The following is a 26153-nucleotide window of genomic DNA, read 5'->3' on the forward strand; positions in this document are numbered from 1 at the left end:
TGGTAAGGAGCTTCCCGGGAGTAAGCCGATTTCGATCTCTAATCTTGAATGCGAAGAGACAAGGGTAGGGAAGTTTGCGCCAGCAGATACCTACTCTTGCAAGTTCGACGTAGAAATTAAACTGCGGTCTGGAGAGACGACAAAGCGTCGCTGGGCCGGGACATATCAGAAGAATAACGATGGCGACTGGGATTCAGTCATCATCACGTAGGAAGTGAGCAAGGAAACCAAAATGGCCACCGCACCCGTATTGAACCAGACCACCAATGGCACCATTGCCCAGGTCATCGGCGCTGTCGTTGACGTGCAGTTCCCCGGCGAACTGCCCGCAATTCTCACCGCCCTTGAAACGAAGAATGGCGATAAGACGCTCGTTCTCGAAGTGGCGCAGCACCTTGGTGAAAACACCGTCCGCACCATCGCGATGGACGCGACCGAGGGTCTTACTCGCGGCGGCGAAGTGATCAACACCGGCGCGCAGATCAGCGTGCCTGTTGGCCCCAAAACGCTTGGTCGGATCATGAACGTCGTTGGCGAAGCGATTGATGAACGCGGCCCTGTGGGCGCGGATATGAGCGCTCCGATCCACGCCGAAGCCCCTCCCTTTGTGGATCAGTCCACCGATGCCGCCATTCTGGTGACCGGCATTAAAGTGATCGACCTTCTCGCTCCTTATGCAAAAGGCGGCAAGATCGGCCTGTTCGGCGGCGCGGGCGTTGGTAAAACGGTTCTTATTCAGGAACTCATCAACAACATCGCTAAGGGACACGGCGGCGTGTCTGTGTTTGCCGGTGTGGGTGAGCGGACCCGTGAAGGTAACGATCTCTACCACGAGTTTCTTGATGCAGGCGTTATCGCCAAGAACGACGCTGGCGAAGCCATCAGCGAAGGTTCGAAAGTGGCGCTGGTGTTCGGTCAAATGAACGAGCCTCCCGGCGCGCGTGCCCGTGTGGCTCTGTCGGGTCTGACCATGGCGGAATATTTCCGCGATCAAGAAGGTCAGGACGTGCTGTTCTTCGTCGACAACATCTTCCGCTTTACACAGGCTGGTTCGGAAGTGTCCGCTCTGCTGGGCCGTATTCCTTCGGCGGTGGGCTATCAGCCGACCCTGTCGACCGATATGGGTAACCTGCAGGAACGCATCACCTCGACCACCAAGGGTTCGATCACCTCGGTTCAGGCCATTTACGTGCCTGCCGATGACTTGACCGACCCTGCGCCTGCGACCAGCTTTGCGCACCTTGACGCGACCACCACGCTGAACCGCGCGATTTCGGAGCTGGGCATTTACCCCGCTGTTGACCCGCTCGATTCCACCAGCCGTGTTCTCGAACCGCGCGTTGTGGGTCAGGATCACTATGACACCGCTCGCCGGGTTCAGGAAATCTTGCAGAAATACAAAAGCTTGCAGGACATCATTGCCATTCTCGGGATGGACGAACTGTCTGAGGAAGACAAACTGACCGTTGCGCGCGCTCGCAAAATTCAGAAATTCCTCTCCCAGCCTTTCCACGTGGCAGAAGTTTTCACCGGGATCTCCGGCATCTTTGTGCAGCTTGAAGACACGGTGAAATCGTTCAAAGCGGTTGTCGACGGCGAATACGATCATTTGCCAGAGCAAGCCTTCTACATGGTCGGCGGCATTGACGATGTGGTCAAAAAAGCCGGCGAAATGGCTGAGGACGCGTAAGGTAGTTTTATGCCCCTGCATTTTGAACTCGTAACCCCGGCAAAGCTTGTCCGGTCCGAAGACGTCCATATGGTTGTCGTGCCCGGCACAGACGGGGAATTTGGTGTGCTCGAAGGGCACGCGCCGTTCATGTCCACCATTCGCGACGGCGAAGTGCAGGTCTTCAAAACCGAAGGCGCTGCGCCCGAAATGATCGCAGTGAAAGGCGGATTTGCCGAAGTGGGCGATACCGGCCTCACGGTGCTCGCGGAGCATGTTGAGGGGTAAGTTGCTCCATAATTGAAACTCAGAAAAGGCGGCCTTGTTGGCCGCCTTTTTTGCGCAAGCGATCCCGAGTTGTTTTCCTTCACTCACAGGCTGGTGTTACGGGCCATGCCTTGGCCATCAGGCGCCTGTTTCCAAATGGCAATCGATCCGCGAAATTGGCATTGGTTTTTCCATGCAAGAACCGTGCAGCCCGTATTGCGTGGGGGCTATCCCTTTCTATCGGTCAAAGCGCCTTCACAAGCGCGCCTGACCCCGGCACAAGGGGTCCATATTATCGCGCAGGAGAGACCCCTTGAAACTCGTGTCCAAAATCGCTCTGGCAGCCGCCATGAGTATCACCGCATCCACCGCCGCCAATGCCGCCAATGCCGCCAAAGCAGGCGCGCAAACCGGCGAAGACAGCCAATCAGAGAAAGCCGATATGCAAACCGCAACAGATGATGGCGTGCCCGGCCCCGAACAAGATCCCTATATCTGGCTCGAAGAAGCGCGCAGCGATGAAGCGCTTGCCTGGGTTGAAGCGGAAAACGCGCTCACTCTGGCCGCGCTGGAGGCCGACCCGCGTTTCGAAACGCTCAAAGCCGAAGCGCTTGCCATTTATGACAGCGAAGACCGCATCCCTTATGTGAGCTTTCGCCCTGATGGCCTGTATAATTTCTGGCAGGATAAACAGAACCCCAAAGGCCTGCTGCGGCGGACCACTTTGGAAAGCTATCAAAGCGATGAGCCGGAATGGGAAGTGCTGCTGGATGTGGATGCGCTGGCCGAGGCGGATGGCAAGGAATGGGTCTATAAAGGCTCCACCTGCCTGCCGCCTGCGCTCAACCGCTGCATGATCGCGCTGTCCGATGGGGGCGAAGATGCGACTATTATGCGCGAATTTGACACCGCCACCCGCACTTTTGTCGATGACGGGTTTGAGCTTTCTGAGAAAAGCCAGGGCAGCGTCCAGTGGATGGACAAAGACACCATGCTGGTCAGCCGCGATTTTGGCGGAGGGACGCTGACCGACAGCGAATATCCCTTCACCACCCGGCTATGGAAGCGCGGCACCGATATTGCGGACGCAGCTGAGATCTTTCGCGGGGATGCATCGGATGTGTGGTCAGGCGCAAGCCTGCTGCGCGATGCCGCCAGCACGGTGCATGCCACCACAGCGTTTCGCGCTGTCAGTTTCCATGAAAGCGAGAATTACTGGCGCAATCCTGAAACGATGGAATGGGTGCGGCTTGATATGCCGCTTAAGGCTTCGATTTACGGGATTGTGGACGGGCATATTCTGTTCTCCACCGATGTCGATTGGACGGTGGGGGATCAAACATTCCCCGCAGACAGCCTGATTGCAGCCGATCTGGAAGAATGGAAAGCCGATCCTAATGCGGCGGCCAAAACGCTGGTTTGGGCCCCTGCAGAGCGCCAGACAAAACGCGGCGGCGCGGTGACAGCGGGCGCGCTCTATGTGGGCCTGCTCGATAATGTCGTTGGCAAAGTGCTGAAGTTCAACTTTGCAGATGGCGCATGGGTGAGCGAGGAAGTGAACCTGCCAGGCAATGCAACTGTGGGCATCGCGGCAAGCTCTAACCAGAGCGAGCAGATCATGTTCACCGTCACAGATTTTCTCAATCCCACCACGCTTTATTACACCGATGGCAGCGCCGATCCGGCAGTGCTGAAGACCTCACCTTCCTATTTTGAAGGCGCCGGCATGGAAGTTGAACAGCACGAAGCGGTGAGCAAAGACGGGACGCGCATTCCTTATTTCATCGTCAAACCCGCCGGCATGGCGATGGACGGCGAAACCGCTGTTCTGATGGGCGGATATGGCGGATTTCAGGTGCCTCGCCTGCCCGGATATCTGGGATCAACCGGCAAGATGTGGCTGGAACGCGGCGGCGCTTATGTGCTTGCCAACATTCGCGGCGGGGGTGAATTTGGGCCCGAATGGCACCAGAGCGCCATCCGCGAAAACAAACAGCGCACCTGGGATGACTTTATCGCAGTGGGTGAGGATCTGGTGAAACGCGGCTTCACCTCTCCGGACCATCTCGGCATTCAGGGCGGCTCGCAAGGCGGCTTGCTCGTCGGCACTGCCTTTACCCAGCGGCCCGACCTGTTTGGCGCAGCGATTGTGCAGATCCCGCTGTTCGATATGCTGCGCTATCACCTGATCGGACGCGGAGCATCGTGGATTGGCGAATATGGCGATCCGCGCATCCCTGAACAGCGCGCCTGGATCGAAGGGTATTCGCCCTATCAAAAGATCGTGGAGGGGGTGGATTACCCCATGCCATTCCTCTGGGCCTCCACCGCCGATGACCGGACGCACCCTGCCCATGCCCGCAAAGGAGCGGCGCGGCTTAAGGAATTGGGCCAGCCTTATTACTACTTTGAAGATATGACCGGCGGGCATTCCGGCGGGGTCGATAACGAACAACGCGCGAAGCTTCAGGCGCTGCAATATGTGTATCTGATGCAGCGTTTGATGGATACGCGTGAGGGCGGTTAACTTCCTCATATAACTGAATAAATTGTGAACCCCGGTGCGCTGAGCATCGGGGTTTTTCACATGCCTTGTAAAGCAAACCGACAGTTTTGCCTCGCTTCACCGCAGGGCTTGCACGGGGGGTAGGATCAACGCGATTTTAACCATCTTTGGAAGGGCGTGGTTAAGTGCCAAAGCGCGATCTCAAATGCATCAGAGGGGGCACAAGGAGAAAGCGAATGACGTATCCCAATCATATGTCGATGGCTGATGTCATCAAAAGCTACGGCCTGCCCAAAAGTCACAAGGTGCACTGGTCAAAGACTCGCAAAGCAGACGTAGTGCGCGCTGTGCATGAGCGTGCGATCAGTTTCCACGAAGCGCGTGAGCGGTATCTGCTGAGCCGCAGCGAGTTTGAACAGTGGGAACGCGATTGCGGGCTTGAGCATATCGACACCAGCATGGACGCTGGCTCCGAGGCCCCTGCCCGCACCGCCCAGCTGGCCGCGGTTTGAGGGTGTGTGCGGCTGCGCGGTTTATTCCGCCGCCGCAACCTCAATCAGCACTTCGTTGCGGCGCATCGGGCCTGGCACCATGGGCGCATCGTAAAAGGCGTATTCAAAATCGCCTTTGGGCAAAAGCTGCTGCGATGCGATCCATTCGCTCAGCAAAGCTTCCATATCGGCAAGGTCTGACGCGCTGCCATTGCCGCTAAAAGTGACCGCTGCGACGCGGCGTGCGGGCACTTCGCTGAGTGTGATATCAGCAGGCGGAGTGGGAAGCGTTGCCATGGTATATTTGGCCGGCATCACAAACCGCATGCGCCATGTGCCACTGCCTGTCTCACCCTGCAAAACCGGCGATGTCATCGCAATTTTCGCATCCTGATCGGCGCGATCCTGCAGCACAGGCGATGTCATCGCGATTTTGTCGCCGCCTTCGGGACGGTCTTCGCCAAAGATGTAAGCCGCCAGCCTCCTGAAACTGCGCGAGCTTGCCTCGCGCCGCGTGCCTGAATGGGTAACCTCGGCCACGATCATGGGTTCGTATTCGCGCAGCTCAAATGCGTCCTGCTCGGTAACGACGGTGTAGGCTGGCTTTTCAATGTCGCGATATTGTGCGTAAGCGACCGCCCCGCCCAATGCGGCAGCGCTCAATCCCAAACCGATCCACTTTTTGAAACTCACCGTGCGAAACCCTTTTGCTGCTGTTGCTCTATCAGCAGTCAGGCAGCGCTTTGGTTCCCGGATGAGGCTTTACCGCCGCGTGGGCGCGTGAAAATCGGGCGGTTTGCTCGCGACCCAATTGATGAATTTCGCCAGCGCAGGATGCGCGCGAATGGCATCTGGATCATCACCAATCCGCGCCAGTTCAGCATTGGTGAAATTGGTGTGGACGGCCTTGTGACAGATCGGATGCACGGGAACGGTCGCGCGCCCCTTTTTCGATTTTGGCACAGGATGATGCCACTGGATCAGCGTTTCAAACGGGCGCCCGCACAGCCAGCAGGACAAGCATTGGATATCGTCAGTGTCGGGCCGCAAACCAATGAACCCTCCAATGGCGGAACTTCCTGGGGAAGTGCGAGGAGCGATTCTCGTCTCTAATCTCTGGAGCGCTTAGCGTTGCCAGATCAAAGCCCGGCATCGTCGCCGCCACAATCGGTGCAACGTCCTTGTCGCGTTTCACCTCAGTCCAAAGCCCTTGAATGCGGATCGGTCCTGAAAAATGGAAAGGTTCAGGCTCATCATTTTTGTACCAGCGATATTGCGCGTGCCAATCGAGAACCAATTGGCCGGGGTTCTCACCCGCTTGAAACGACACGCGGTTGTTCTCAAAATGTGGCGCATCGTTTCCATAAAAGCACTCAAATTCAATCGGGTCTTCGCCCTCAACAAAAGTTTGCCCCGCAAGATCGGCGAAACTCGTCGCGCTCCAACCACTAGGTGTAAATACAATGCGCAGCGTTGGATACAGCGCGCCGTCACCACCCGATTCCTCGTCCACTTTGATATCGACTTCCAAAGTCGCGACAGAGTGCTCAGGTCCATAATCCCAATGCCTGCGCAAAAACGGCCCCCACTTTTTTGGAGCCCAAACGTGGGTCGCAATGCAAATATGCGCCTGTGTTGCTTTCGCAGTGACAGTCCTGCCTTCAACCTCAATAGTCGTTGGGGTAAAGTCCCAGATCACGCTGCAGTCTCACCCCTTCTTTGCCGCCGCTTTCTTCTTTTTCATCGTGTCGTGGAAACGATCCGCCCAGCCATCTTTGACCAATTGTTCCGCGCGCACCATGCGCAGCTCGCCAGCGGCCACATCGCGGCTGACGGTGGAGCCTGCAGCAACAATGGAATCAGCGCCGATATTGACAGGCGCGACCAAGGCTGAATTTGAGCCGATGAAAGCGCGTTCGCCGATCACGGTCTGATACTTGAAATAACCATCATAATTGCACGTAATTGTGCCCGCGCCGATATTGGCATTCGCACCGACTGTGGCATCGCCGATATAGGACAGGTGGCTCGCCTTTGCGCCGGGGCCAAGCGTTGCTTTCTTCATCTCGACAAAATTGCCGACAAAGCTGCCCTCTTCCATCACCGCGCCAGGGCGCAGGCGGGCAAAGGGGCCGGCCTGTGCGCCTTTGCCAAGCTGTGCACCTTCGATGTGCGAATACGCTTTGATATGGACGCCATCGGCCACGCTCACGCCGGGGCCAAACACCACATGCGGATCGATGGTCACATCGCGGCCAAGCACCGTGTCGTGGCTGAAAAACACGGTGTCTGGCGCGCGCAGGCTCGCGCCCTCGGCCATGGCCTCAATGCGGCGGGCGGCCTGCCAGCGGGTTTCAACCTCGGCGAGTTCTGCGCGGCTGTTGATCCCTGCGACTTCATCGGCATCGCATTCAACCACGACGACCTTGTCCCCGCGCGCAATCGCGCCTGTGGCGACATCGGGGAGGTAATATTCGGATTGGGCGTTGTTGTTATCCACCGCGTCGAGCAGAGGCCACATATCGTCAGAATGCGCGACCAGCAGGCCCGAATTGCACAGATTGACGCTGCGCTCTTCTGGCGAAGCATCTTTGAATTCGACCATTTTGGAAACAGCGCCCGCTTCATCCGCAATAATCCGGCCATAGGCGAGCGGATCGTCCGGCCTGAACCCCAGCACGGCAACCTTTGCGCGGCCCGTTAGCGCGTCGAGCAGCAGCTGAACCGTCGCGCCTTTCACCATGGGGACATCGCCAAACGTCACCAAAATATTGCCCGAAAATCCCGCCAATGCCTCCCTCGCCTGCAATGCGGCGTGCGCGGTGCCGTGCTGGGGGTCTTGCAAAGCGGTTACAACTTCGCGCCCTTCCAAAGCGGCATCGATCTGCTCGCGCCTGTCGCCCACCACCACAACGGTGCGGCTGGGCGACAGCGCGTCAAAACTATCGAGCAAATGCATCAGCATCGGCTTACCCGCGATCGGGTGGAGCACTTTGTGCAGGTCGCTTTTCATGCGCGTGCCTTTGCCAGCGGCAAGGATGATGGCGGCAAAATCGGTCATTCAGATGGGTTTCCGTCGATTGTAACTTAAACTGCACTCTATCGCGCAGCGCTCCTGCCAGCAAATGCTTGCGGTTTGAAGTCTGTTAGACCACGCAATTCGGCATGACAGATTTCCCTTACGATAGTGTTGGTTTTGACCTTGATGGCACGCTGCTCGATACGTTCCGCGATCTGGGCGAGGCGGTGAATTATGCGTTGTCGCTAGGCGCGTATGATCCGGTGCCTGTTGAAAGCTCCAAAGACCTGATCGGCGGCGGAGCAAAAGCGATGCTGGCTCAGGCAGTGCAATCACAAGGCGGTATTGCGGGCGGGCTGGAAGGCGATGATTTCCATGCGCTGTATAAATCCATGCTGCGCTATTACGCGGACAACAATGCGGTGCATTCCGCCCCCTACCCCCATGCGCGCGAAGTGGTAGCGGACCTTGCCGCGCGCGGGGTTAAAGTAGCCGTGGTGACCAACAAGTTTGAGAAATTCGCCCGCTCCATCCTTGCGCAGTTAGACTTTATCACCCCGTTTGAAACCGTGATAGGCGGCGACACGATGGGCAAAGGGGCGGATGGCAAATTCATCTCCAAACCGCATGGCGCCCCCGTGATCGAAGCGCAAAAGCGTATGGGCGGCGGCTCCATGCTGTTTATCGGCGATTCCACCTATGATGTGGCCGCCGCGCGCGCCGCCGGTGTTCCCGTAATTGCAGCCGCCTATGGCTATTGCGACAAAGCGCCTGATGATCTGGGCGCGGATGCGGTTATCGATTCGCTCGATCAGCTGATCGGAGCCGCGCTCAAGCTTGGCGAACCGGCCTAACCCTGCGGCATGGGACGGTGCGCATGTCCCCTGTTGCATCGCCAAAGCAAAAGTGCCACGCAGCGCACTGCAAAGTTTACGCGCGCGTAAAGCGTGCTCTCCCACAGGATACATTTTGAGAGGATCAGAATATGAGCATCGATTTCAAGGATAAGGTTGCAATCGTCACCGGCGCTGGCGGCGGTTTGGGCAAAGCCTATGCGCTGGAACTGGCTAAGCGCGGCGCGAAAGTCGTCGTCAATGACCTTGGCGGATCGCGCGATGGCACCGGCACTTCTGATGCGGCCGCTGAAGTGGTTGCCGAGATTGAAGCCGCTGGCGGCGAAGCGATGGCCAATGGCGGCAGCGTCACTGAATATGAACAGATGGAAAAAATGGTCGCCGATGCCAAGCAGAAATGGGGCGGCGTCCATATCCTCATCAACAATGCAGGCGTTCTGCGCGACAAGACCTTTGTCAAAATGACACCGGCCGATTTTGAATTTGTGCTCAAAGTCCACCTTACCGGATCAGCCTTTGTCACCAAGGCATGCTGGGAAACCTTCCGCGAACAAAGCTATGGCCGCGTATTGATGACGGCATCGTCCACGGGCCTGTTCGGCAATTTTGGCCAGGCCAATTATGGCGCTGCGAAACTGGGCCTTGCCGGCCTTACCAAGACGCTTCAGCTGGAAGGCGCGAAATACAATATCCGTGTGAACTCGCTGTCGCCGGTTGCCGGCACGCGCATGACCGAAGATCTCTTCCCCGAAGAAGCGTTCAAGCTGTTCGCACCTGAAAACGTGGTGCCCGCAGCGCTTTATCTGGTCAGCGAAGATGGCCCCACCAATGCTATCGTTGGCGCAGGCGCTGGCGGTTTCCATTCATCATGGGTCGTCATGAACGATGCCGTGTGGCTGCCCGATGGCGAACGCACCGTCGAAGGTTTCGCAGCGCGCTGGGATGATATCAATTCGTTCACCAATCTGGTCGCTCCGCAATCGGGCAGCGAGCAATCGGGCGCAATCCTAAAAGCCATGCAAGAAGTGACAGGCACAGGCCCGTCTAGCGCACGCGGATAAGCGAAACCGAAAACGCAAACGCGGGAACAGCCCGATGGATTACTGGTTGGCAGCCATAACAGGCGTGGTGATGGGGGCAGTGATGCTCGCCATATGCGCCCGGCTGTCATCCAGGATCCTTGCGGCGCAAGGCATGCTCGCCCTTACGGCCATGTTGTGGATCTATGTCGGCGTGCAGCTGGCCGATGGATCGATCACCGATATCGTGTTTGAAACGATTGTCGCGCTGTTGTTTGGCGGCGGAGCTTTGCTGGCGATGCGCCGCTGGCTTCCTTCCATCGGTGCCGCGATCCTGCTCCACGGCGTCTACGATGCGATTATCGGTCCGCATACCGGCGTTGCCGAATGGTACCCGCCGCTTTGCGCAGGATTTGACCTGATCGTGGGCGCGGGGCTGATCGGGATGCTGACCCACAAAGAACGGCTTGAGAGATCAAGCCGAATAGCGGCGTATTAAAACCGCTCAGTCCTGATCCACTGCTTTCACCAGACGGCGTTCTATCGGCGCGAGGACATTGGCGAGGTCTGATCCGCGTTTCAGCACTTGGCCGTGTTCACCAAACAGGGTCCACATGCCTTGTTTGTTGCGCAGGGATGGGCGTTTTTCAACGCGGGCTTGCGGGCGCTCTGATGCGCGGCGAAAAGCGGCAAAGACCGCCACGTTCCGGTCAAAATCCATCGCATAATCGCGCCATTCCCCTGCCGCGACCATGCGGCCATACAGATCGAGAATGCGCTGTAATTCCTTGCGTTCAAACCCAACCTGGCCTGCGCGGCTGCTTGGAAAAGCGACAATTTGACCTGCTGCGCCCTGATGCGGGTCCATCAATCACTGGTCCCGCTTTTTTTGACAGCGGCCACATCAATGCCCGCCTGGCCCGCATCTTTCAGCGCGGCGATCTCTGCTTTCATCGCGGCAAGGTCGCTTTCCAGTTTTTCGATGCAATCCACACGGTTGCCTTCTGCATCTTCGCAATTGGGCGTGCCGTAGGGGATGAAATCCTTGATCCATTCCTCTGCCGGGACGAGCGTTGATCGCGCTTTCAACCCAATCATGGTCGCGCCGGCTGGCACATTGTCCATCACCACCGCGCTTGCCCCGATGCGCGCGCGTTCGCCCACAGTGACAGGGCCGATGATCTGCGCGCCTGAACCCACAATCACATTGTCTTCGAGCGTGGGATGGCGTTTGCCGCCTTTGCCATTAGTCGGATTGGTCCCGCCAAGGGTAACGCATTGGTAAATCGTGACATTGTCGCCAATTTCGGCGGTTTCCCCGATCACTGTAAAGCCGTGATCGATGAAGAAATTGCGGCCAATGCTTGCGCCGGGGTGGATATCAATCCCGGTTAAAAAGCGCGCGGTGTGATTGACCGCGCGGGCAAGGAAAAACATGCCCGCTTCGAACAGCCAATGCGCAATGCGGTGCATGCCCAAGGCCCAGACACCGGGATAGAGCAGTATCTCCCAGCGCGAACGCGGCGCGGGATCGCGCGAATGGATGGAATCCAGATAGCTTTTGAGCCGGTCAAACATCACCGATACCTTTTCACCCTTCGCCGCTACTTTTCACCATTTCGGCCAAAACGCAAATTTGCGCTCTAAAACAGGCGCTTTTGCTCTGGTCCTTGCAGCGCTTCCAAGGCGGCGCGCCATACAGACATGGTGGCAGGCACCGCCCGTTCAAGGCTGATGCGATCAATCGTCGCAACCAGATGTTCAAGGCTTGCAAAACTGCGATCCGCGCGCGGCACCAGATATTCCGCCGCCCCCGGCGGCAAAGTCAGCGCGCGGGCATGGGCAAAAGCGCGGATCAAGTCTGCCGCCATGGCGTCATCAGGCTCGCCCAGCTCAAGGTGCAGCGATCCGCCCAGCCGCGATGCAAGATCGGGCAAAGCAATATGCCACGGCATACTATCTGCGATTAGCAGCAGCGGCTCGCCCGCTTTTGATCCGCCCTGCTGGCTGGCATTCCACAGGTGGAACAATTCGGTCTCATCTTCGCGCTCAGCGGGGTCCACAACATGCACCCCCTGCCCCGCCATCCAGCGGCCCAGCAGGCTTTTGCCGGATCGCGGCGGGCCGGACAGGATGGCGGTGTTGAACGGCCAGCTTGCCGGATCGCGCAAAGCATCAATCACATGCGCATTGGCATTGCCGATCACGATTGCGCGCGCTGCGTCTTTGCCATTGCCGCTCCATTCGAGCGGCAGCGCTATTTGAGCAGAAGATGGGGCAGGTTTTGCCATCGCGTGATCCGTCCTGCGGATTAGCGGCTAATGGCGAGCGCGTTTGCGCCTTGGGTAACGGTGAACCCGCGCGCGCGCAAAGCTGCGGCCAATTGATCGAGGCTGCCGTTAAACCGTACGCTCATGACAGAGGTGCCGCCCATGGCGGTGCTGGTGACGCTTACCCCGCCAACGCCGGGACTGCCGCGCACAGCGGATAAAGCGGCATCAAAGCTGGCGGCATCGGGCGAGGCAAATTGGACGGTATAGCTAGAGGCGGCAGCAGGCGGCGGCGTGGGGGTTTGGGTGCCATCACCGCTTTCGCCTGTGTTCTCGTCGCCGCTTTGCGCGCTGGCCCGTGCGGCGGCATCGCGCGCGCGGATGGCGCGGCCGATTTCTATGAGGCGCGCAATCGCAGGGTCAGCGCTGCCGCCACCTCCCAGGTTCAATGTGGGATCGGGTTGGAGCTTGCCGCCTGTCAGGGCTTCTTCGAAAATACCGTCCATCCGCTCAACCGCCTCGCCCAGCATATCGCCCAGTGCATCGGGGCTGTCAGCGGTCAGCTCAAAGCTTTCAAGCATGGTGTTGCTTGGCCCGTAACGCGCGGTAAATGTGCCCGCGATAGGGCCGCCGGGATATTCATGCTCCAACCGGGCATAGGCCATCAGCGCATCGGCGGCGGAATATTGATCAAGCGTGGAGCGCCACCATGCGCGGCTGCGTCTGCCGGTCTGGCCAAAGTTTAGCAGCAGCGAGATCGCCCCCTGCTCCCGATGGCCGGACATAATCAATGCGGCTGGTGCCCGGGTTGAAATCAGCCCAGGCGCGCTGCCAGGGATTGCGCGTTTCAAACGCGGTGTAGGTGCCAGCGGTCGCGGTGACCGGGATCAGCAGCATGGGCGCCGACGCGCGCGCGCGCGATCCGCGGCCCAGATAGCGCCCGGCGCGCTGACGATCAAAAATCACCCCCAATGTCGCGATATAGCGGCGCGGCCCCACCCGCTCGCGCTGGATCACGATAGAGGACACCAGCGATGACAGCTGCCCATCGGAAAGCGGCGGACCATTGACGCGCTTCCACGCCTGCCTTTGCGCATCGCGCCACGCATTGTCGCGCGCATCCTCAGCATCATCGCCGCGTTCATCGACTTTGATATTGCGCACCTCGATATCGGAGCTGGAGGCAGTGGGCGCAATCCCGCGCTCTCCGCCCACTTGCGCCAGCACGGCAGCATAGCCGCCGCCCATCAGCACAAGCGCCGCCACCGCGCCCATCAACCAGCGCGGCAGGCGCAAAGCGGCTTTGGAGGCCGGTGCATCAGGTGCAGACAAGGTGAATTGCGACGCCATTGGGGAAACCATCGTCCTATTGCCCAATGCGAAGTGGAATTCCAAGCGTGAAAGAGTAAAGCTGCACGAATGAACGGAAAGAACTCCCCTTACACCTACGAAGATGCAGGTGTCTCTATCGCTGCGGGCAATGCTTTGGTCAAAGCGATCGGGCCGCTGGTGAAAGCCACAGCGCGCCCCGGCGCCACCAGCGAACTGGGCGGATTTGGCGGGTTCTTTGATCCCAAAGCGGCTGGATATTCCGATCCGCTGCTGGTCGCGGCGAATGACGGTGTGGGGACCAAGCTGAAACTGGCGATTGAGCATGACCGGCACGGCACCGTCGGCATTGATCTGGTTGCGATGTGCGTCAATGATCTGATCGTTCAGGGCGCAGAGCCTCTGTTTTTCCTTGATTATTTCGCCACCGGAAAGCTGGAAAATGGTATTGCTGAGCGGGTGGTGGCAGGCATTGCAGCGGGGTGCAAACAGGCCGGATGCGCGCTCATCGGCGGGGAGACAGCCGAAATGCCGGGCATGTATGCCGCTGGTGATTACGACCTTGCAGGGTTCTGCGTCGGCGCGGTTGAACGCGGCGAGCAATTGACGGGCGAACAGGTTCAGCCCGGCGATGTGCTGCTGGGTCTTGCTTCGTCTGGTGTGCATTCCAATGGCTATTCGCTGGTGCGCCGTTTGGCTGAGGATTTCGCGTGGAAAATGGACCGCCCTGCCCTGTTTGATGCGGACAGGCTGCTGATCGATGCTCTGATTGAACCGACGCGAATCTATGTCGCCAGCCTGCTGCCGCTGATCCGCGAAGGCCTTGTCCATGGTCTGGCGCATATTACGGGCGGCGGGCTGCTTGAGAATATTCCGCGCATTCTGCCTGATGGCGCGCACGCGGTTATCGATGCCGATAGCTGGGAACAGCCGCGCCTTATGGCATTCCTGCAAGGGCAAGGCGCGATTGAGCCGGAGGAGATGGCGCGCACATTCAATTGCGGGGTCGGCATGGTGCTGGCTGTCGAAGCCAGCTCTGCAGGCACCGTCACGGAGCGCTTGGAAAAAGCAGGCGAAACCGTCCACCGGATCGGCGTGATTGAACCGGGCCAAACCGGCTGCAGCGTGCGCGGATCGGCAGGCACATGGTCTTCGCGGCAGGCCTTTGATGCGGTCCACCATGGCTAGTTCTCCGGTGCCACCTGTGCCGGTCGCGGTGTTCATATCGGGCACCGGCACCAATATGGCTGCGCTCCTTTATGCCAGCCGCCAGACGGGCGCAGCGTTTAAGATTGTGCTGGTCGCCAGCAATGTCGCCGATGCAGGCGGGCTGGCATTTGCCCAGCTTGAAGGGATCGACACCTTTGTCCATTCGCACAAAGGCTGCACCCGCGCCCAGCAGGATGCCGCGATGGAAGCCGCCGCGATCAAAGCGGGCGCGCAGGCTATTGTGCTTGCCGGATATATGCGCATTCTCTCGCCTGAATTTACCGAGCGCTGGCAGGGGCGTATCCTCAACATCCACCCATCGCTGCTGCCCAAATATAAGGGGCTGGACACCCACAAACGCGCGATAGAGGCAGGCGACGCCCATGCCGGCGCGAGCGTGCATGTCGTCACGCCGCAGCTGGACGCGGGCGAGGTTATCGCGCAGGCCAAAGTCGCGATTGCTCCCGATGACACGCCCGAAACTCTGGCGCGCCGGGTGCAATTGGCGGAACACCAGCTTTATCCGCGCGCGGTCAATGATTACCTGTCGCGCGGCAATGATCCGGCCTTTCTGCTGGACAAGGTGCGCAAACTTGCGCTGTCGCTGCCCGAAACATCCGAGCGCGAAAGTCATGGCTCCCCCGGTTTCCGCGTCGGCGGGGAGAAATCGGGCAAATTCTTTGCCTATTTCGCAGATCGGCACCACGGCAGCGATCATATCGCGGTGCTGGTCAAAACCAGCGGCATGGATGAGCTGATGAACCTTATCGAAAACCAGCCCGAGACTTACTTCAAGCCAGCCTTTTACGGGGCGAGCGGCTGGATCGGGATAGTTCTCAACAGCTCTGGCCCCGCTGCCGGGATCGATTGGGACCATGTGGAACAATGGCTTAGACGCAGCTGGCGCGCGATTGCTCCAAAACGGATGACAAAACTGCTTGATGCAGCTGACATGTTCTGATGAGTTGCTGGCCATAGGGGAATTACCCGGCCAGCGTTCAATCATTGGGCAATGGCCGCGATAAAGGGCGCAATCATGGGCAAGCCATCGACGCGGGAACATTTGCTGGCGCGCGGCAAATTGGCCGAGAAGGCAAGCGATTTCCTGGGCAAGGCCTGGAATCGCGGCTGGCTGCCTTCGCCAGATCTGGAACCCGGCGCGCTGTGGGCCGCTGCGGTAAAAGCGGCAAGCAAGGATGTCAGCGAATTTGCCGCCGATGCAGAAACGGGCAAGCGTTCGCCTGAAGACATCGACGATTTCCGCCTGCGGCTGGAAACATTGTGCGACGCGGTCAGCGCAGAAGCAGACCTGAACCCGCTGGGCCGCGCAATGGCTTATGGCCAGTTGACCCGCGCCATCGGGCAAAGGTTATCGCTGGGCGATCTGTGGCGGCGCGAACCTGATCTGCTCAAAACAAAGCTTGCACCGCCCATTCTGGTGATCGGCCATATGCGATCAGGCACCACGCGCATTCACAAATTGCTGGCCGCAGACCCGGCCCATTCGCACACCCGGTATTGCGATGCGTGGCACCCGGTGCCGCAGAAATTTGATCTGCGCCGGGTGAAAAGCAAAGCGGAACTGATGATGATGGAGGCGCTGAACCCGTGGCTGCAATCCATTCACCCGATGGCCAGCGGCGAAGTGGAAGAAGAACTGGCGTGGCTGGCGGGCGCTCTCAACCATTCGATTTACGAATCGCAGTGGCACATTCCCAGCTTTTCCGCCTTTAGCGAGCTTGCCGATCCCGCCTCTGTCTACCGGGAATTTGAACGGATTTTGCGCACCGATGCCGCGCACCGCGATTGCGCAGATCGCCCGCGCGTGATGAAAGCGCCGCAATTTTCCGAAGATCTGGCATGCCTGCTCAAACTGTTTCCTGATGCGCGCGTTGTCGTGGCCGACAGGGACCGTGATGCGGTGCTGCGCAGCGCGGTCTCTTTGGTGGCGAACCAGATGGCGATCCAGTCAGACAGCTGCGATATTGCGCGGATCACTGAGCTGTACGAACACAAGATCGCACTGCGCGACACTCGCCGGGAAGAGGCGCTGGCGCAATTTGACGGGCCCGTTACGCGGCTGAATTTCGATGATCTGTCAGATGATTGGGAAAGCGCAATTGCAAGCGCTTACAAGGATTTGGACATCACTCTTACCAAAGAAGCGAAAGCCGCAATGCACACCGCAATGCAATCAAGCGCGAGCGGCGCGCATCTTGGCCATGCGCGCCAGCTTGAAGGGTTTGGCGCTGAAATTTCCGAAGCGCGCCGCAGTGCTGCGTAAATAGTGCCGCTTAAAGAACCGGGCCGCTACCGGTTTAACAGGCCGCCTGCCCCGCCCCACAACGCTGCCCCTTTGGGCAGACGCTGAGAAGCGCGGGCAGGTAAGCCGCGGGCAGATTGGCCAAAGCGATTAGCCGACGATTTCGTCATCGCTGAAGAAGTACGCGATTTCGATTGCAGCGTTTTCTTCACTGTCCGAACCGTGGACGGTGTTCTCGCCGATGGAAAGCGCAAATTCCTTGCGGATGGTGCCGGCATCGGCTTCTTCGGGATTGGTTGCGCCCATGATGTCGCGATTGCGCTTTACTGCGTCTTCGCCTTCGAGAACCTGCACAACCACAGGCTCGCTCATCATGAATTCAACCAGTTCGCCAAAGAAGGGGCGCTCTTTATGCACGGCATAGAAACCTTCGGCTTGCTCTTTGCTCATGTGAATACGCTTTGATGCGACCACGCGCAGGCCTGCTTCTTCAAGCTTTGCAGTGACAGCGCCTGTTAGATTGCGGCGAGTGGCATCGGGTTTGATGATCGAAAAAGTGCGGGTGACCGCCATAGAAAATTCCTTGGATTGAGAGGGAACAATTAGGTTGCGCGCGCACCTAGTCGCCAGCGCGCCTTACGGCAAGCTTTAAGCGTAGCAGAGCGGCTGCGGCGGCGGTGCTGGCAGGCGGGTGCGATGGGTGCGAGTGGCCGCGCTTCTGGCCCCGCTATTGGGGCAGCTATTGTGACAGGCCGTCAGCCAAATTGAGCATGGCGGTGGTGGTCTCGCCCGTTTCGGTAGCGTTCAAAGTGAACTGCGCGCCTTGCTTTGTCGTGCCGCCGATCATCACGGTTTCGCCCGATGTCATCTCCATTTCGATGGCATATCCCGCCGCCTGCGCCTGCTGCTTGTAATGCTCGGCAACTTTGGCGGCCTTGTCCTCGATCTGCATGGTGATGCCGACAACCAGCCCTTCGGCCTGTTCGATCCGGGTGTTCTGGACGACTTTGGCATCAGGATAGAGCGAAAAGCCATCGGGCAATTCAACCGGGACATTTTCGCCCGTGCGAAGAGTGGTGGTGCCCTCCTCGGTTTCAATCGTCGCCGAGGTTTCGCCGGTTTCCCGGTCGATGGTGTATTCGCCCTCACCTCCATTACCATCTTTTAATGTGTCCGAGGTTTCAGAGCCGCAAGAAGCCAAAATCGCGCCCCCCACCACCAAGCTCATTATCGCTGTGCTACGCATGTATTTCCTCAACTGAACTAACGGCCAAATCAGGCGACCTTAACCCATTTTGCGCCGTCCTGCCGGAAAAAAGCGCGCTCCAATTGGTCGCGATCTTGCAAAGCTTTCCAGGTCTGCCGGGCAGCTTGCAAAGTCGCCTCATCAAACAGCAGAAATGCGCGGGCGAAACCGGTTGTTTCGCGGTAAGTGCCATCGGCGAAAATGACATGGCTCGCCCCGTTCGCCGCCTCGGTTTTGTCCGATAGCAAGATGGGTTGGCGATCACTTCCCGGATCGCCCGCCTCGCCATTGGCAAGAAAGCTGTCGGCCCCCGCACTCCACAAACTGTGCGAAATGGCCGCGCGCTGGGCCGCATCTGTGCTGACGACCAGCAACCGCTCATCCTGACCAAGCACCCGGCCCGCGATCAGGGCGGTGACCTTGTCAGCGGGATCGCGCGAAAGCTGCCAGAAATCGAGCTTCATGATTTATTCCGCTTACATCGTTCAGAGCAATAAAGCACATTATCCCAATCGCGCTCCCACTTTTTGCGCCAGGTAAAAGGCAGCCCGCAGGCCGCGCAAATCTTGCTTGGCAAATCAGATTTCTTGCGCATTTTGGGGATAGCGGGGTCTCCTTATACGGCTAGGCGGTCACTTTTCAAAACCGGCGACAAACCGGTCAAGCAGGCGCGCGCCATATCCCGTTGCGCCCTTATCCCAGCTGTGCCCGGGCTTGTCTGCCCACACCATGCCAGCAATATCAAGATGCGCCCACGGCGTGCCTTTCTTGATAAAGCGCTGGAGGAATTGCGCCGCCGTGATTGACCCAGCCGGGCGAGGGCCGACATTTTTGATGTCAGCAATCGGAGAATCGATCAGCTTGTCATAGGCCGGCCCCAGCGGAAGCCGCCAGAGCTTGTCCCCCGTGCCCGCGCCAGCGCTCAGCAATTGCTCGGCCAATGTGTCATCATTGGCAAACAGCCCGCCATGTTCGTGGCCAAGCGCGATAATCATTGCGCCGGTCAAAGTCGCAAGATCAACAATGCGCGCCGGATCATATTCCTCCTGCGTCCAATGCAGCGCATCGCACAGCACCAGCCGCCCCTCTGCATCGGTGTTCAGCACTTCGACTGTTTGACCGCTCATCGTAGTGACGACATCGCCGGGGCGCATCGCTTTGCCATCGGGCATGTTTTCGACGAGGCCCATTACAGCCACGACATTGGCCTTTGCCTTGCGCCCAACAATTGCCAGCATCCCGCCAGCGACCGCACCGGCACCGCCCATGTCCCACTTCATATCTTCCATGCCGGGCGGCGGTTTCAGCGAGATACCGCCTGTGTCAAAGGTAACTCCTTTGCCCACCAGCGCGGTCGGTTTCTCTCCGTCTGCGCCGCCATTCCAGCGGATTGCCAGAAGACGCGAGGGGCGCTCTGATCCCTGACCCACGCCGAGCAAAGCGCCCATGCCCAGCTCTTCCATCTGCGCATCGTCAAGCACAGTGATTTCGGCGCCCGTGCCTTCGAATGCGGTTTTGCACACGCTGACGAAGGTTTCGGGGTAGATGACATTGGCAGGCTCAGTCACGAGCATTTTGGTCAGCTCGACGCCTTTGGCGATTGCCTCGTTTGCGGCCCAGGCTTCCTCGGTGCCTGCTGGCGCGCCTGTCACATGCACATTTTCAAGAGTGGCGCGTTTATCCTTGGCAAGTTTGGTGCGGTACATATCATGGCGAAACGCGCGCAGGCGCAGGCCGAGAAGAACTGCCGCTGCCTCGTCGCCCGAAAGGTCCGCATGGCTGAGGTCGAGCACCATTTCAATTTCGCCCGATGTCAGATATTTCGCAGTGAGCGCAGCGCCCGCCCGCTCAACATTCAAACGGCGCTTTTCCGCGTCCACTTCTCCCGCGCCGGCGAGTGCGATTCGGCGCAAAGCATCCGATTGCATGGCAAACGCTTCAAACACCTGACCCGCGCCGCCTTTGAACCGGGATGCTTTCGCGCCATCAATGATCGCGGCATCAAGCCCCGACAAGGACGAGCCTGAATTGACGATCCGCGCCGTCAAGCGAACCTGCTGCGGAGGGGATTGGGTGAAGTGAATGCGCATGAATGCTCCTGCCATTGGATCAAAGAGGCCGTGAATCTCAACCGAGCGTTCGTATTGAACGCAATAGAGCGCCAAATTGGGCCTTGTGATGAGGGCCTTAGTATTGCCGTTGCGATTACGCACCAGCGGTGCAATAGGCAAGGGATGTCGGGAGGTTCCAAGGTCGCTGCCAAGCCAAAGCTGCACCGCAATCTGCATTGCATAGGCAATCGCGGGGGGATCGCCGCTTCCTTGGCGCTTATGTGCGCCTGGCCAGTACCGGCATTCGCGCAAGATTTGGCACCCGCAGATGATGCAAAAGTCAGCGATAGCGCGCGCCAGACGTTGACTATCAATGATCCCGCCGCAACCGCCGCTGCGGCCACACCAACGCAAGACCAAACCGCGCGCGTCATCGCGTTCGAGGCTGACCAGCTTGCTTATGACAATGTCGCAAACACCGTCACTGCGCGCGGCGATGTGGTGTTGCGGAGCGAAGACCGATCCGTGCGCGCAGATGAAGTCGTATGGAACCGCACAAGCGGGCAGATTTTCGCCAAGGGTTCAATCCGCCTTGTCGATGATCGCGGCAATCAGCTGTTTACCGAAGCGCTCGAATTAACCGACACTTTCGAAGCGGGCGCGATGTCTGATCTGCTCTTGGCCCTTCGCGCTGGTGGGCGTCTGGCCGCCCGGTCTGGTGAACGCGGCGAGGATGAGACGATTGTCCTCACTGATGCCGCATACACAGCCTGCGCTGTCACGGGCGAGGATGGATGCGACAAAGACCCCAGCTGGCGCATCACCGCCGACCGAGTGACGTATGACCCCGCTGATAGCAAAGTGCGCTTTCGCGGGGCGATGCTCGAATTGTTCGGCGCGCGCATCCTGCCGCTACCCGGCCTTTCGATCCGCACAGATGGCAGCGCGGTTTCCGGCTTTCTGGTGCCCGACGTCCGCGTTACCCAAGTTAACGGGGTTGAGCTTTCCGGGCGGTATTACTGGCGGCTGGCCGACAATCAGGATCTGACCGTTCGCGGCTATGTCTTTTCGCAAGTTGCGCCGATGGTCTCTGCGCAGTGGCGGCATTTGACCGATGATGGCGCTTATCAGATCACGGGCTACCTTACCGAAAGCAGCCGTGTCACCGATTTCACCGGAGTGCCGGACACGCAAAGCGATCCGCGCGGCTATCTGTTTGCCAATGGCCGGTACCAGTTCTCTCCCGAATGGAGCGCGACCGGATCGGTGCGGCTAACCAGCGATCGCACATTCCTGCGCCGTTATGACATCAGCCGCGATGACAGGCTACGATCCACTGTGAATGTGGAGCGGATTGATGAGAATTCGTATCTCTCCATCGCCGGATGGGCAACGCAAACCCTGCGGATTAACGCTGATCAAGGCCAGATCCCCGTCGCCATTCCTGCAATTGATTATCGCCGCCATATAAAAGACCCGCTTTTGGGCGGCCGGATAGAATTGCAAGCCAACACTCTCAGCCTGCTGCGCACCGATGGCCAGGATACACAGCGCGCATTTGCTGGCGCACGCTGGGATTTGCGCAGGCTCACAGGGCTCGGCCAGGTTATCACTGTCAGCGGCCTGGTGCGCGGCGATGTCTATCACACCAGCGACACGCTTTCGACAACGACCGAGATTTATCGCGGCAATGAAGGGTGGACAGGGCGCGCCATTGGTATCGCCGCGATTGATATCGAATGGCCTTTTGTGGGCGAGGCATTTGGCGGGACACAGGTTCTCACCCCTCGAATTCAAGTGGTGGCAAGCCCGCCGATAGAAAATCTAGCCGTGCCCAATGAAGATGCGCGCGCGATTGATCTGGAGGATTCCAACCTCTTCGCGCTCAATCGCTTTAACGGATATGACCGGGTTGAAGATGGATCGCGCATCACATGGGGAGTGGATTGGCGCTTGCAAAAACCGGGCTGGCGGGTTGATACCACGATTGGCCAATCGTACCGGGTGAAAGCCGCGCGCGAGATCTTTCCTGATGGCACCGGGCTGTCAGAACGGGTGTCTGATTTCGTTGGCCGCACGCAGGTCCGGTACCGCGACTTTGTGAAATTCACGCACCGTTTTCGCCTCGATAAGGACAATTTCGCTGTGCGTCGCAATGAAATCGACGCGACTGTCGGATCGCAGCGCACCTATGCCGAAATTGGCTATCTTCGCCTCAATCGAGACATTCAAACGGTCGAAGATTTGCAGGATCGCGAAGAATTTCGCGCCGCTGTGCGCGTGGCCTTTGGCCGCAATTGGTCCGCGTTTGGATCGGGCGTGTTTAACCTTACCAGCGCAGATGAAGATCCCACCTTTGCCCCTGATGGCTTTGAACCGATCCGAACTCGGCTTGGCGTCGCTTATCAGGATGATTGCATTGAATTCGGCCTTACATGGCGGCGCGATTTTATCACCGCAGGCGATGCGGCGCGCGGCAATACGTTCCAACTGTTCTTTGCCCTGCGCAATCTGGGCTTTGAACAGGCGCACTATCCGCATATTGTGCGCCACCGCGAATTGGCACTTTTGCTCAAACCCGTTAATGGAGCCACTTACGCGGCCAAAGGCGCACTCAGCGCGGGTTAAGGCATGCTTGGCTACCGGCGCGAGGTAAGAATACAAAGAAAACGCGCCGCGATGAGGGAAAACGGCGCGAAAACGAGAAACAGACGGGATTGTATCAGTGAATTTGAATGTGTTTTTTAAGTCGGTTTTATCGCGCAGTGTCTTGAGCAGTGCCGCTTTAGGCCTTGCAGTCATTGCGGCCGCACCAGCGCCGGTGGCCGCGCAAACAGCCGGCGTGCCTACGATGGACAATCCGCTGGGCATTCCTGAAAATGTGATGATATTCGAAACGGAAAACCCCAATCAGCGCAGCGCAACCGCTGTGGTGAACGGATATGTCATCACCGGAACCGATATTGAACAGCGCGTCGCGCTCGTCACTTCGGCTGCGCAAAATCAGGTGTCTGAACAGGAAATGGCGCGCCTCCGCCTGCAAGTTTTGCGCAATCTGATTGATGAAACGCTCAAAATTCAGGCTGCAGAAGCGCTTGAGATGCGAGTGGAGCGTGCAGAGGTCAATCAAACTTATGACCAACTTGCGGCGCAAAACTTTGGCGCAGAACCTGAGAAAATGGCTGAATATCTGAGCTCAATCGGGTCTTCCGCTAACGCGCTCAAACGCCAGATCGAAGGCGAGATCGCTTGGGAAAACCTGCTGCGCCGCAATGTCACGCCGTTTGTGAATGTCAGCCAGGAAGAGGTTGAGGAATATCTCAAACGGCTCGAAGAATCGCGCGGCACCGATGAATATCACCTCGGCGAAATCTACATGAACGCAACGCGCGAAAATCGCGAAGCGGTGCTGCAAAACATGACGCAGATCATGCAGCAATTGCAGCAAGGGGGCAGCTTTGTCGCTTATGCCCGGCAATTCTCCGAAGCGTCTACCGCCGCAGTCGGTGGTGATCTGGGCTGGGTACGGCTTGGTTTGCTACCAGCATCGCTCGCCAATGCTGCGCAAAATATGCAGCCGGGCCAATTAAACGGGCCGATTGAGATCCCCGGCGGTTTCTCAATCCTGTATCTGCGCAACAAGCGGCAGGTTCTGATGGCCAATCCCAATGATGCGCTGCTTAGCCTCAAACAAATCTCAATCGATCTTGAACCGGGCATCACGCAAGCCGATGCCGAGGCCAAAATCAGCCAGTTTTCCACCTTTGTCCAATCCTTACGCGGATGTGCCGATGCGGACAGCGCGCGCGAGGCCATTGGCGCGACCGTTGTCACCAATGACCAGATCAAGGCGGGCGGATTGCCTGAACAATTGCGCGCCATCATTCTGGGCTTGCAAGTCGGACAGACCACTCCGGCCTTTGGCAGCCCCGAAGAAGGTGTGCGTGTCTTGATGCTGTGCGGGCGCGATGATCCGCAAGATAACAGCGGGCCGACGTTCCAAACGGTGATGAACCAGATCGAAGAAGAGCGCATCAACAAGCGCGCGCAGCGTTATCTGCGTGATCTTCGCAATGATGCGTATATCGAATACAACTGAGTATGACTGGCACACCCCCGCTTGCGATTACTCTGGGTGATCCGGCGGGGATCGGGCCAGAGATTATTCTTGGCGCGTATTTGCGCTTGAAGGCGAAAGGAGCAGGTGCGCCCTGCCCTGCGCTCTTCGTGGTTGGCGGGGTCGAAGTGCTGCGCGATGCGGCAAGGCAGGTTGGTCTCGATTGCCCAATTGTGCCGATTGCAGAACCAGCCGAAGCGCCCATGGCGATCCATGCTGGTTTGCCAGTGATGGCGGGATTGGATGCGCCCTATACTCCCGGAAAACCTGTGTCGGGCGGCGCGAAGGTGGCGCTGGCATCGCTAACCTATGCGACCAAATTTGCGCTCTCAGGCCTCGCATCCGGGATAGTGACCGCGCCTGTGGCCAAGGCGCAATTGATGTCGGTAGGGTTTGCGTGTCCGGGGCAGACCGAATTTCTCGCAGAGGCTTGCGGTAAACCGTACCTCGATGCGGTGATGATGCTGGCAGGTCCGCAGCTGAAAGCGGTGCCGCTGACCGTGCATGTTGCTTTGGCCGAAGTGCCCACTTTGCTATCACCCGAATTGATCATCCACAAAGCCCGTGTGGTCGCCGCCGCTTTGCAGCGCGATTTTGCGATTGAAAAACCCCGGCTCGCAATAGCAGGGCTGAACCCCCATGCAGGCGAAAGCGGCCAGTTTGGCGATGAGGAAGTGCGCATCATCACGCCCGCAATTGACGCATTGAAAGCAGACGGGCTGGATGTCACCGGCCCTGTCCCCGGCGATGCGCTGTTTACTGCGCGCGCGCGCGAAACCTATGATGCGGCGCTTTGCATGTATCACGATCAGGCATTAATCCCTGTGAAAGCGCTCGATTTTGATGAAGGCGTCAATGTGACGCTGGGCCTGCCGATTGTGCGAACATCTCCCGATCACGGTACCGCGTTTGACATTGCGGGCACGGGTAAAGCTGATCCCAGTGCCATGGTGGCCGCAATTTGTATGGCTGATGCCTGCGCTGCGGCACGATCAGGCCTCACCGCGCGTGGATGATCTGCCGCCTATTCGAGAGGTCATCAAGCGCCACGGCCTGTCCGCCTCGAGAAAGCTGGGCCAGAATTTTCTGCTTGATGAGCAATTGCTTGACCGGATCGCTGCGATTCCAGGCGATCTTAGCGGCAAACGGGTGCTGGAAATCGGCCCGGGTCCGGGCGGTCTGACGCGCGCTTTATTGCGGGCGGGCGCGCGGGTTACGGCCATAGAAATGGATGCGCGCTGCCTGCCCGCTTTGGCGGAATTGGGTGATACCTTTCCCGGCCAGCTCAGTGTGATTGAAGGCGATGCGATGGCGCTCGATCATGGCGCCGTCATGGAGGGAGAGCCGTTCCATATTGCGTCGAACCTGCCCTATAATGTGGGCACGGCCCTGTTCGTGAATTGGCTGGGCGAAGACAGCTGGCCGCCGCAATGGCTTTCGCTCACGCTAATGTTTCAGCAGGAGGTTGCCCAGCGGATCACCTCTCATCCCGATACGTCTGCCTATGGCCGTCTTGCCGTGCTGGCCCAGTGGCGCGCGAAAGCCGCGCTTGCAATGAAAGTGCATCGCAGCGCCTTTACCCCGCCGCCCAAGGTCATGAGCGCGATTGTGCATGTAACCCCGTCCGGTGCGCCCTCAGGCGTTTCAGCCAAAGTGCTCGAGCGGCTGACCCAGGCAGCATTCGGCCAGCGCCGAAAAATGCTGCGGCAAAGCCTGAAAGGGGTGACAGGAGCGCTAGATGCGATGGCGCAGCTTGGCATTGACGAAACCCGGCGCGCTGAAACGGTCAGCGTTGCCGAATTTGTCGAATTGGCGCGCAAGCTTGGGCCGGTTTAGCCCGCCT

The 26153-nt window shown here is 58.6% G+C and carries 28 protein-coding genes; 14 read left to right on the top strand and 14 right to left on the bottom strand.

Translation table 11 applies throughout. The features are described from left to right. Positions 1–232 precede the first annotated feature (232 nt). From atpD to AC0V6W_RS03225, 4 genes are all read left to right on the top strand, one after another. Positions 233–1690 (top strand): F0F1 ATP synthase subunit beta, encoded by a 1458-nt coding sequence (gene atpD, locus AC0V6W_RS03210; protein WP_486147086.1) that lies wholly within the window; start codon positions 233–235, stop codon positions 1688–1690. Between the two features lie 9 nt (positions 1691–1699). Then, positions 1700–1957 (top strand): ATP synthase F1 subunit epsilon, encoded by a 258-nt coding sequence (locus tag AC0V6W_RS03215; RefSeq protein WP_486147088.1) that lies wholly within the window; start codon positions 1700–1702, stop codon positions 1955–1957. Between the two features lie 328 nt (positions 1958–2285). Then, positions 2286–4463, top strand: a complete 2178-nt coding sequence (locus AC0V6W_RS03220) for a prolyl oligopeptidase family serine peptidase (RefSeq protein ID WP_486147090.1) — start codon at positions 2286–2288, stop codon at positions 4461–4463. A gap of 215 nt (positions 4464–4678) precedes the next feature. Continuing rightward, a complete protein-coding gene (locus AC0V6W_RS03225; RefSeq protein WP_486147092.1) occupies positions 4679–4954 on the top strand; it encodes a DUF1153 domain-containing protein in 276 nt (91 codons plus the stop codon). 21 nt (positions 4955–4975) lie between these two features. Here AC0V6W_RS03225 and AC0V6W_RS03230 read toward each other — a convergent pair whose 3' ends face one another. From AC0V6W_RS03230 to glmU, 4 genes are all read right to left on the bottom strand, one after another. Continuing rightward, on the bottom strand, positions 4976–5626 hold the full coding sequence (locus tag AC0V6W_RS03230; RefSeq protein WP_486147094.1) for an SOUL family heme-binding protein: 651 nt from the start codon (positions 5624–5626) through the stop codon (positions 4976–4978). A gap of 69 nt (positions 5627–5695) precedes the next feature. Continuing rightward, positions 5696–5983, bottom strand: coding sequence for an HNH endonuclease (locus tag AC0V6W_RS03235; protein ID WP_486147096.1), 288 nt, complete (start codon positions 5981–5983; stop codon positions 5696–5698). Continuing rightward, positions 5967–6632: a hypothetical protein gene (locus AC0V6W_RS03240; protein WP_486147098.1), complete on the bottom strand. Its 666-nt coding sequence runs from the start codon at positions 6630–6632 to the stop codon at positions 5967–5969. Before AC0V6W_RS03240 ends, AC0V6W_RS03235 begins: the two co-directional genes overlap by 17 nt. A gap of 9 nt (positions 6633–6641) precedes the next feature. Next, positions 6642–7994, bottom strand: coding sequence for a bifunctional UDP-N-acetylglucosamine diphosphorylase/glucosamine-1-phosphate N-acetyltransferase GlmU (gene glmU, locus AC0V6W_RS03245; RefSeq protein ID WP_486147100.1), 1353 nt, complete (start codon positions 7992–7994; stop codon positions 6642–6644). Between the two features lie 104 nt (positions 7995–8098). On the opposite strand from glmU, the gene AC0V6W_RS03250 reads away from it, so the two are divergent. From AC0V6W_RS03250 to AC0V6W_RS03260, 3 genes are all read left to right on the top strand, one after another. Continuing rightward, complete coding sequence (locus AC0V6W_RS03250) at positions 8099–8806, top strand: HAD-IA family hydrolase (RefSeq protein ID WP_486147102.1); 708 nt, start codon at positions 8099–8101, stop codon at positions 8804–8806. Positions 8807–8937: 131 nt separating this feature from the next. After that, positions 8938–9867, top strand: a complete 930-nt coding sequence (locus AC0V6W_RS03255) for an SDR family NAD(P)-dependent oxidoreductase (protein WP_486147104.1) — start codon at positions 8938–8940, stop codon at positions 9865–9867. 34 nt (positions 9868–9901) lie between these two features. Next, entirely contained in the window at positions 9902–10324 is a 423-nt protein-coding gene (locus AC0V6W_RS03260) for a hypothetical protein (protein WP_486147106.1), read from the top strand. A gap of 6 nt (positions 10325–10330) precedes the next feature. On the opposite strand, the gene AC0V6W_RS03265 is transcribed toward AC0V6W_RS03260, so the two are convergent. From AC0V6W_RS03265 to AC0V6W_RS03285, 5 genes are all read right to left on the bottom strand, one after another. Continuing rightward, the gene (locus AC0V6W_RS03265) at positions 10331–10693 is read right to left on the bottom strand and encodes a DUF2794 domain-containing protein (RefSeq protein ID WP_486147108.1); all 363 of its coding nucleotides are present in this window, start codon (positions 10691–10693) and stop codon (positions 10331–10333) included. Continuing rightward, positions 10693–11403 carry a serine O-acetyltransferase EpsC gene (gene epsC / locus AC0V6W_RS03270; protein ID WP_486147110.1) on the bottom strand — a complete coding sequence of 237 codons (711 nt, stop codon included), beginning with the start codon at positions 11401–11403 and terminating at the stop codon, positions 10693–10695. Before epsC ends, AC0V6W_RS03265 begins: the two co-directional genes overlap by 1 nt. Before the next feature lie 65 nt (positions 11404–11468). Continuing rightward, complete coding sequence (locus AC0V6W_RS03275; protein WP_486147112.1) at positions 11469–12116, bottom strand: P-loop NTPase family protein; 648 nt, start codon at positions 12114–12116, stop codon at positions 11469–11471. 20 nt (positions 12117–12136) lie between these two features. After that, positions 12137–12880 (bottom strand): hypothetical protein, encoded by a 744-nt coding sequence (locus AC0V6W_RS03280; protein ID WP_486147114.1) that lies wholly within the window; start codon positions 12878–12880, stop codon positions 12137–12139. Further along, the gene (locus AC0V6W_RS03285) at positions 12786–13445 is read right to left on the bottom strand and encodes a hypothetical protein (protein ID WP_486147116.1); all 660 of its coding nucleotides are present in this window, start codon (positions 13443–13445) and stop codon (positions 12786–12788) included. Before AC0V6W_RS03285 ends, AC0V6W_RS03280 begins: the two co-directional genes overlap by 95 nt. Positions 13446–13514: 69 nt before the next feature. Between AC0V6W_RS03285 and purM the strand changes: the two genes are divergently transcribed. From purM to AC0V6W_RS03300, 3 genes are all read left to right on the top strand, one after another. After that, positions 13515–14612 carry a phosphoribosylformylglycinamidine cyclo-ligase gene (gene purM / locus AC0V6W_RS03290; RefSeq protein ID WP_486147118.1) on the top strand — a complete coding sequence of 366 codons (1098 nt, stop codon included), beginning with the start codon at positions 13515–13517 and terminating at the stop codon, positions 14610–14612. Next, on the top strand, positions 14605–15594 hold the full coding sequence (purN, locus tag AC0V6W_RS03295; RefSeq protein WP_486147120.1) for a phosphoribosylglycinamide formyltransferase: 990 nt from the start codon (positions 14605–14607) through the stop codon (positions 15592–15594). The genes purM and purN overlap by 8 nt, the downstream gene beginning before the upstream one ends. Before the next feature lie 75 nt (positions 15595–15669). Further along, a complete protein-coding gene (locus AC0V6W_RS03300; RefSeq protein ID WP_486147122.1) occupies positions 15670–16917 on the top strand; it encodes a sulfotransferase family protein in 1248 nt (415 codons plus the stop codon). 129 nt (positions 16918–17046) lie between these two features. Here the strand turns inward: AC0V6W_RS03300 and ndk are convergent, their stop codons facing one another. From ndk to AC0V6W_RS03325, 5 genes are all read right to left on the bottom strand, one after another. Next, positions 17047–17469: a nucleoside-diphosphate kinase gene (ndk, locus tag AC0V6W_RS03305; protein WP_486147124.1), complete on the bottom strand. Its 423-nt coding sequence runs from the start codon at positions 17467–17469 to the stop codon at positions 17047–17049. Between the two features lie 166 nt (positions 17470–17635). Continuing rightward, a complete protein-coding gene (locus tag AC0V6W_RS03310) occupies positions 17636–18124 on the bottom strand; it encodes a hypothetical protein (RefSeq protein WP_486147126.1) in 489 nt (162 codons plus the stop codon). 47 nt (positions 18125–18171) lie between these two features. Continuing rightward, positions 18172–18606, bottom strand: a complete 435-nt coding sequence (locus AC0V6W_RS03315) for a DNA polymerase III subunit chi (RefSeq protein WP_486147128.1) — start codon at positions 18604–18606, stop codon at positions 18172–18174. Beyond that, positions 18603–18737 (bottom strand): DUF2256 domain-containing protein, encoded by a 135-nt coding sequence (locus tag AC0V6W_RS03320; RefSeq protein WP_486147130.1) that lies wholly within the window; start codon positions 18735–18737, stop codon positions 18603–18605. The genes AC0V6W_RS03315 and AC0V6W_RS03320 overlap by 4 nt, the downstream gene beginning before the upstream one ends. A gap of 37 nt (positions 18738–18774) precedes the next feature. Continuing rightward, positions 18775–20232, bottom strand: coding sequence for a leucyl aminopeptidase (locus tag AC0V6W_RS03325; RefSeq protein WP_486151449.1), 1458 nt, complete (start codon positions 20230–20232; stop codon positions 18775–18777). A gap of 144 nt (positions 20233–20376) precedes the next feature. Between AC0V6W_RS03325 and AC0V6W_RS03330 the strand changes: the two genes are divergently transcribed. The 4 genes from AC0V6W_RS03330 (at position 20377) to rsmA (ending at position 26146) form a co-directional block, all read left to right on the top strand. Continuing rightward, positions 20377–22821: an LPS-assembly protein LptD gene (locus AC0V6W_RS03330; protein WP_486147132.1), complete on the top strand. Its 2445-nt coding sequence runs from the start codon at positions 20377–20379 to the stop codon at positions 22819–22821. A 193-nt stretch (positions 22822–23014) separates the two neighbouring features. Beyond that, positions 23015–24292: a peptidylprolyl isomerase gene (locus tag AC0V6W_RS03335; RefSeq protein WP_486147134.1), complete on the top strand. Its 1278-nt coding sequence runs from the start codon at positions 23015–23017 to the stop codon at positions 24290–24292. A gap of 2 nt (positions 24293–24294) precedes the next feature. Further along, positions 24295–25326, top strand: a complete 1032-nt coding sequence (gene pdxA / locus AC0V6W_RS03340; protein WP_486147136.1) for a 4-hydroxythreonine-4-phosphate dehydrogenase PdxA — start codon at positions 24295–24297, stop codon at positions 25324–25326. Next, positions 25319–26146 carry a 16S rRNA (adenine(1518)-N(6)/adenine(1519)-N(6))-dimethyltransferase RsmA gene (gene rsmA, locus AC0V6W_RS03345; protein ID WP_486151451.1) on the top strand — a complete coding sequence of 276 codons (828 nt, stop codon included), beginning with the start codon at positions 25319–25321 and terminating at the stop codon, positions 26144–26146. The genes pdxA and rsmA overlap by 8 nt, the downstream gene beginning before the upstream one ends. Positions 26147–26153: the final 7 nt, after the last annotated feature.

This window comes from Erythrobacter sp. JB1-7 (assembly GCF_057365015.1).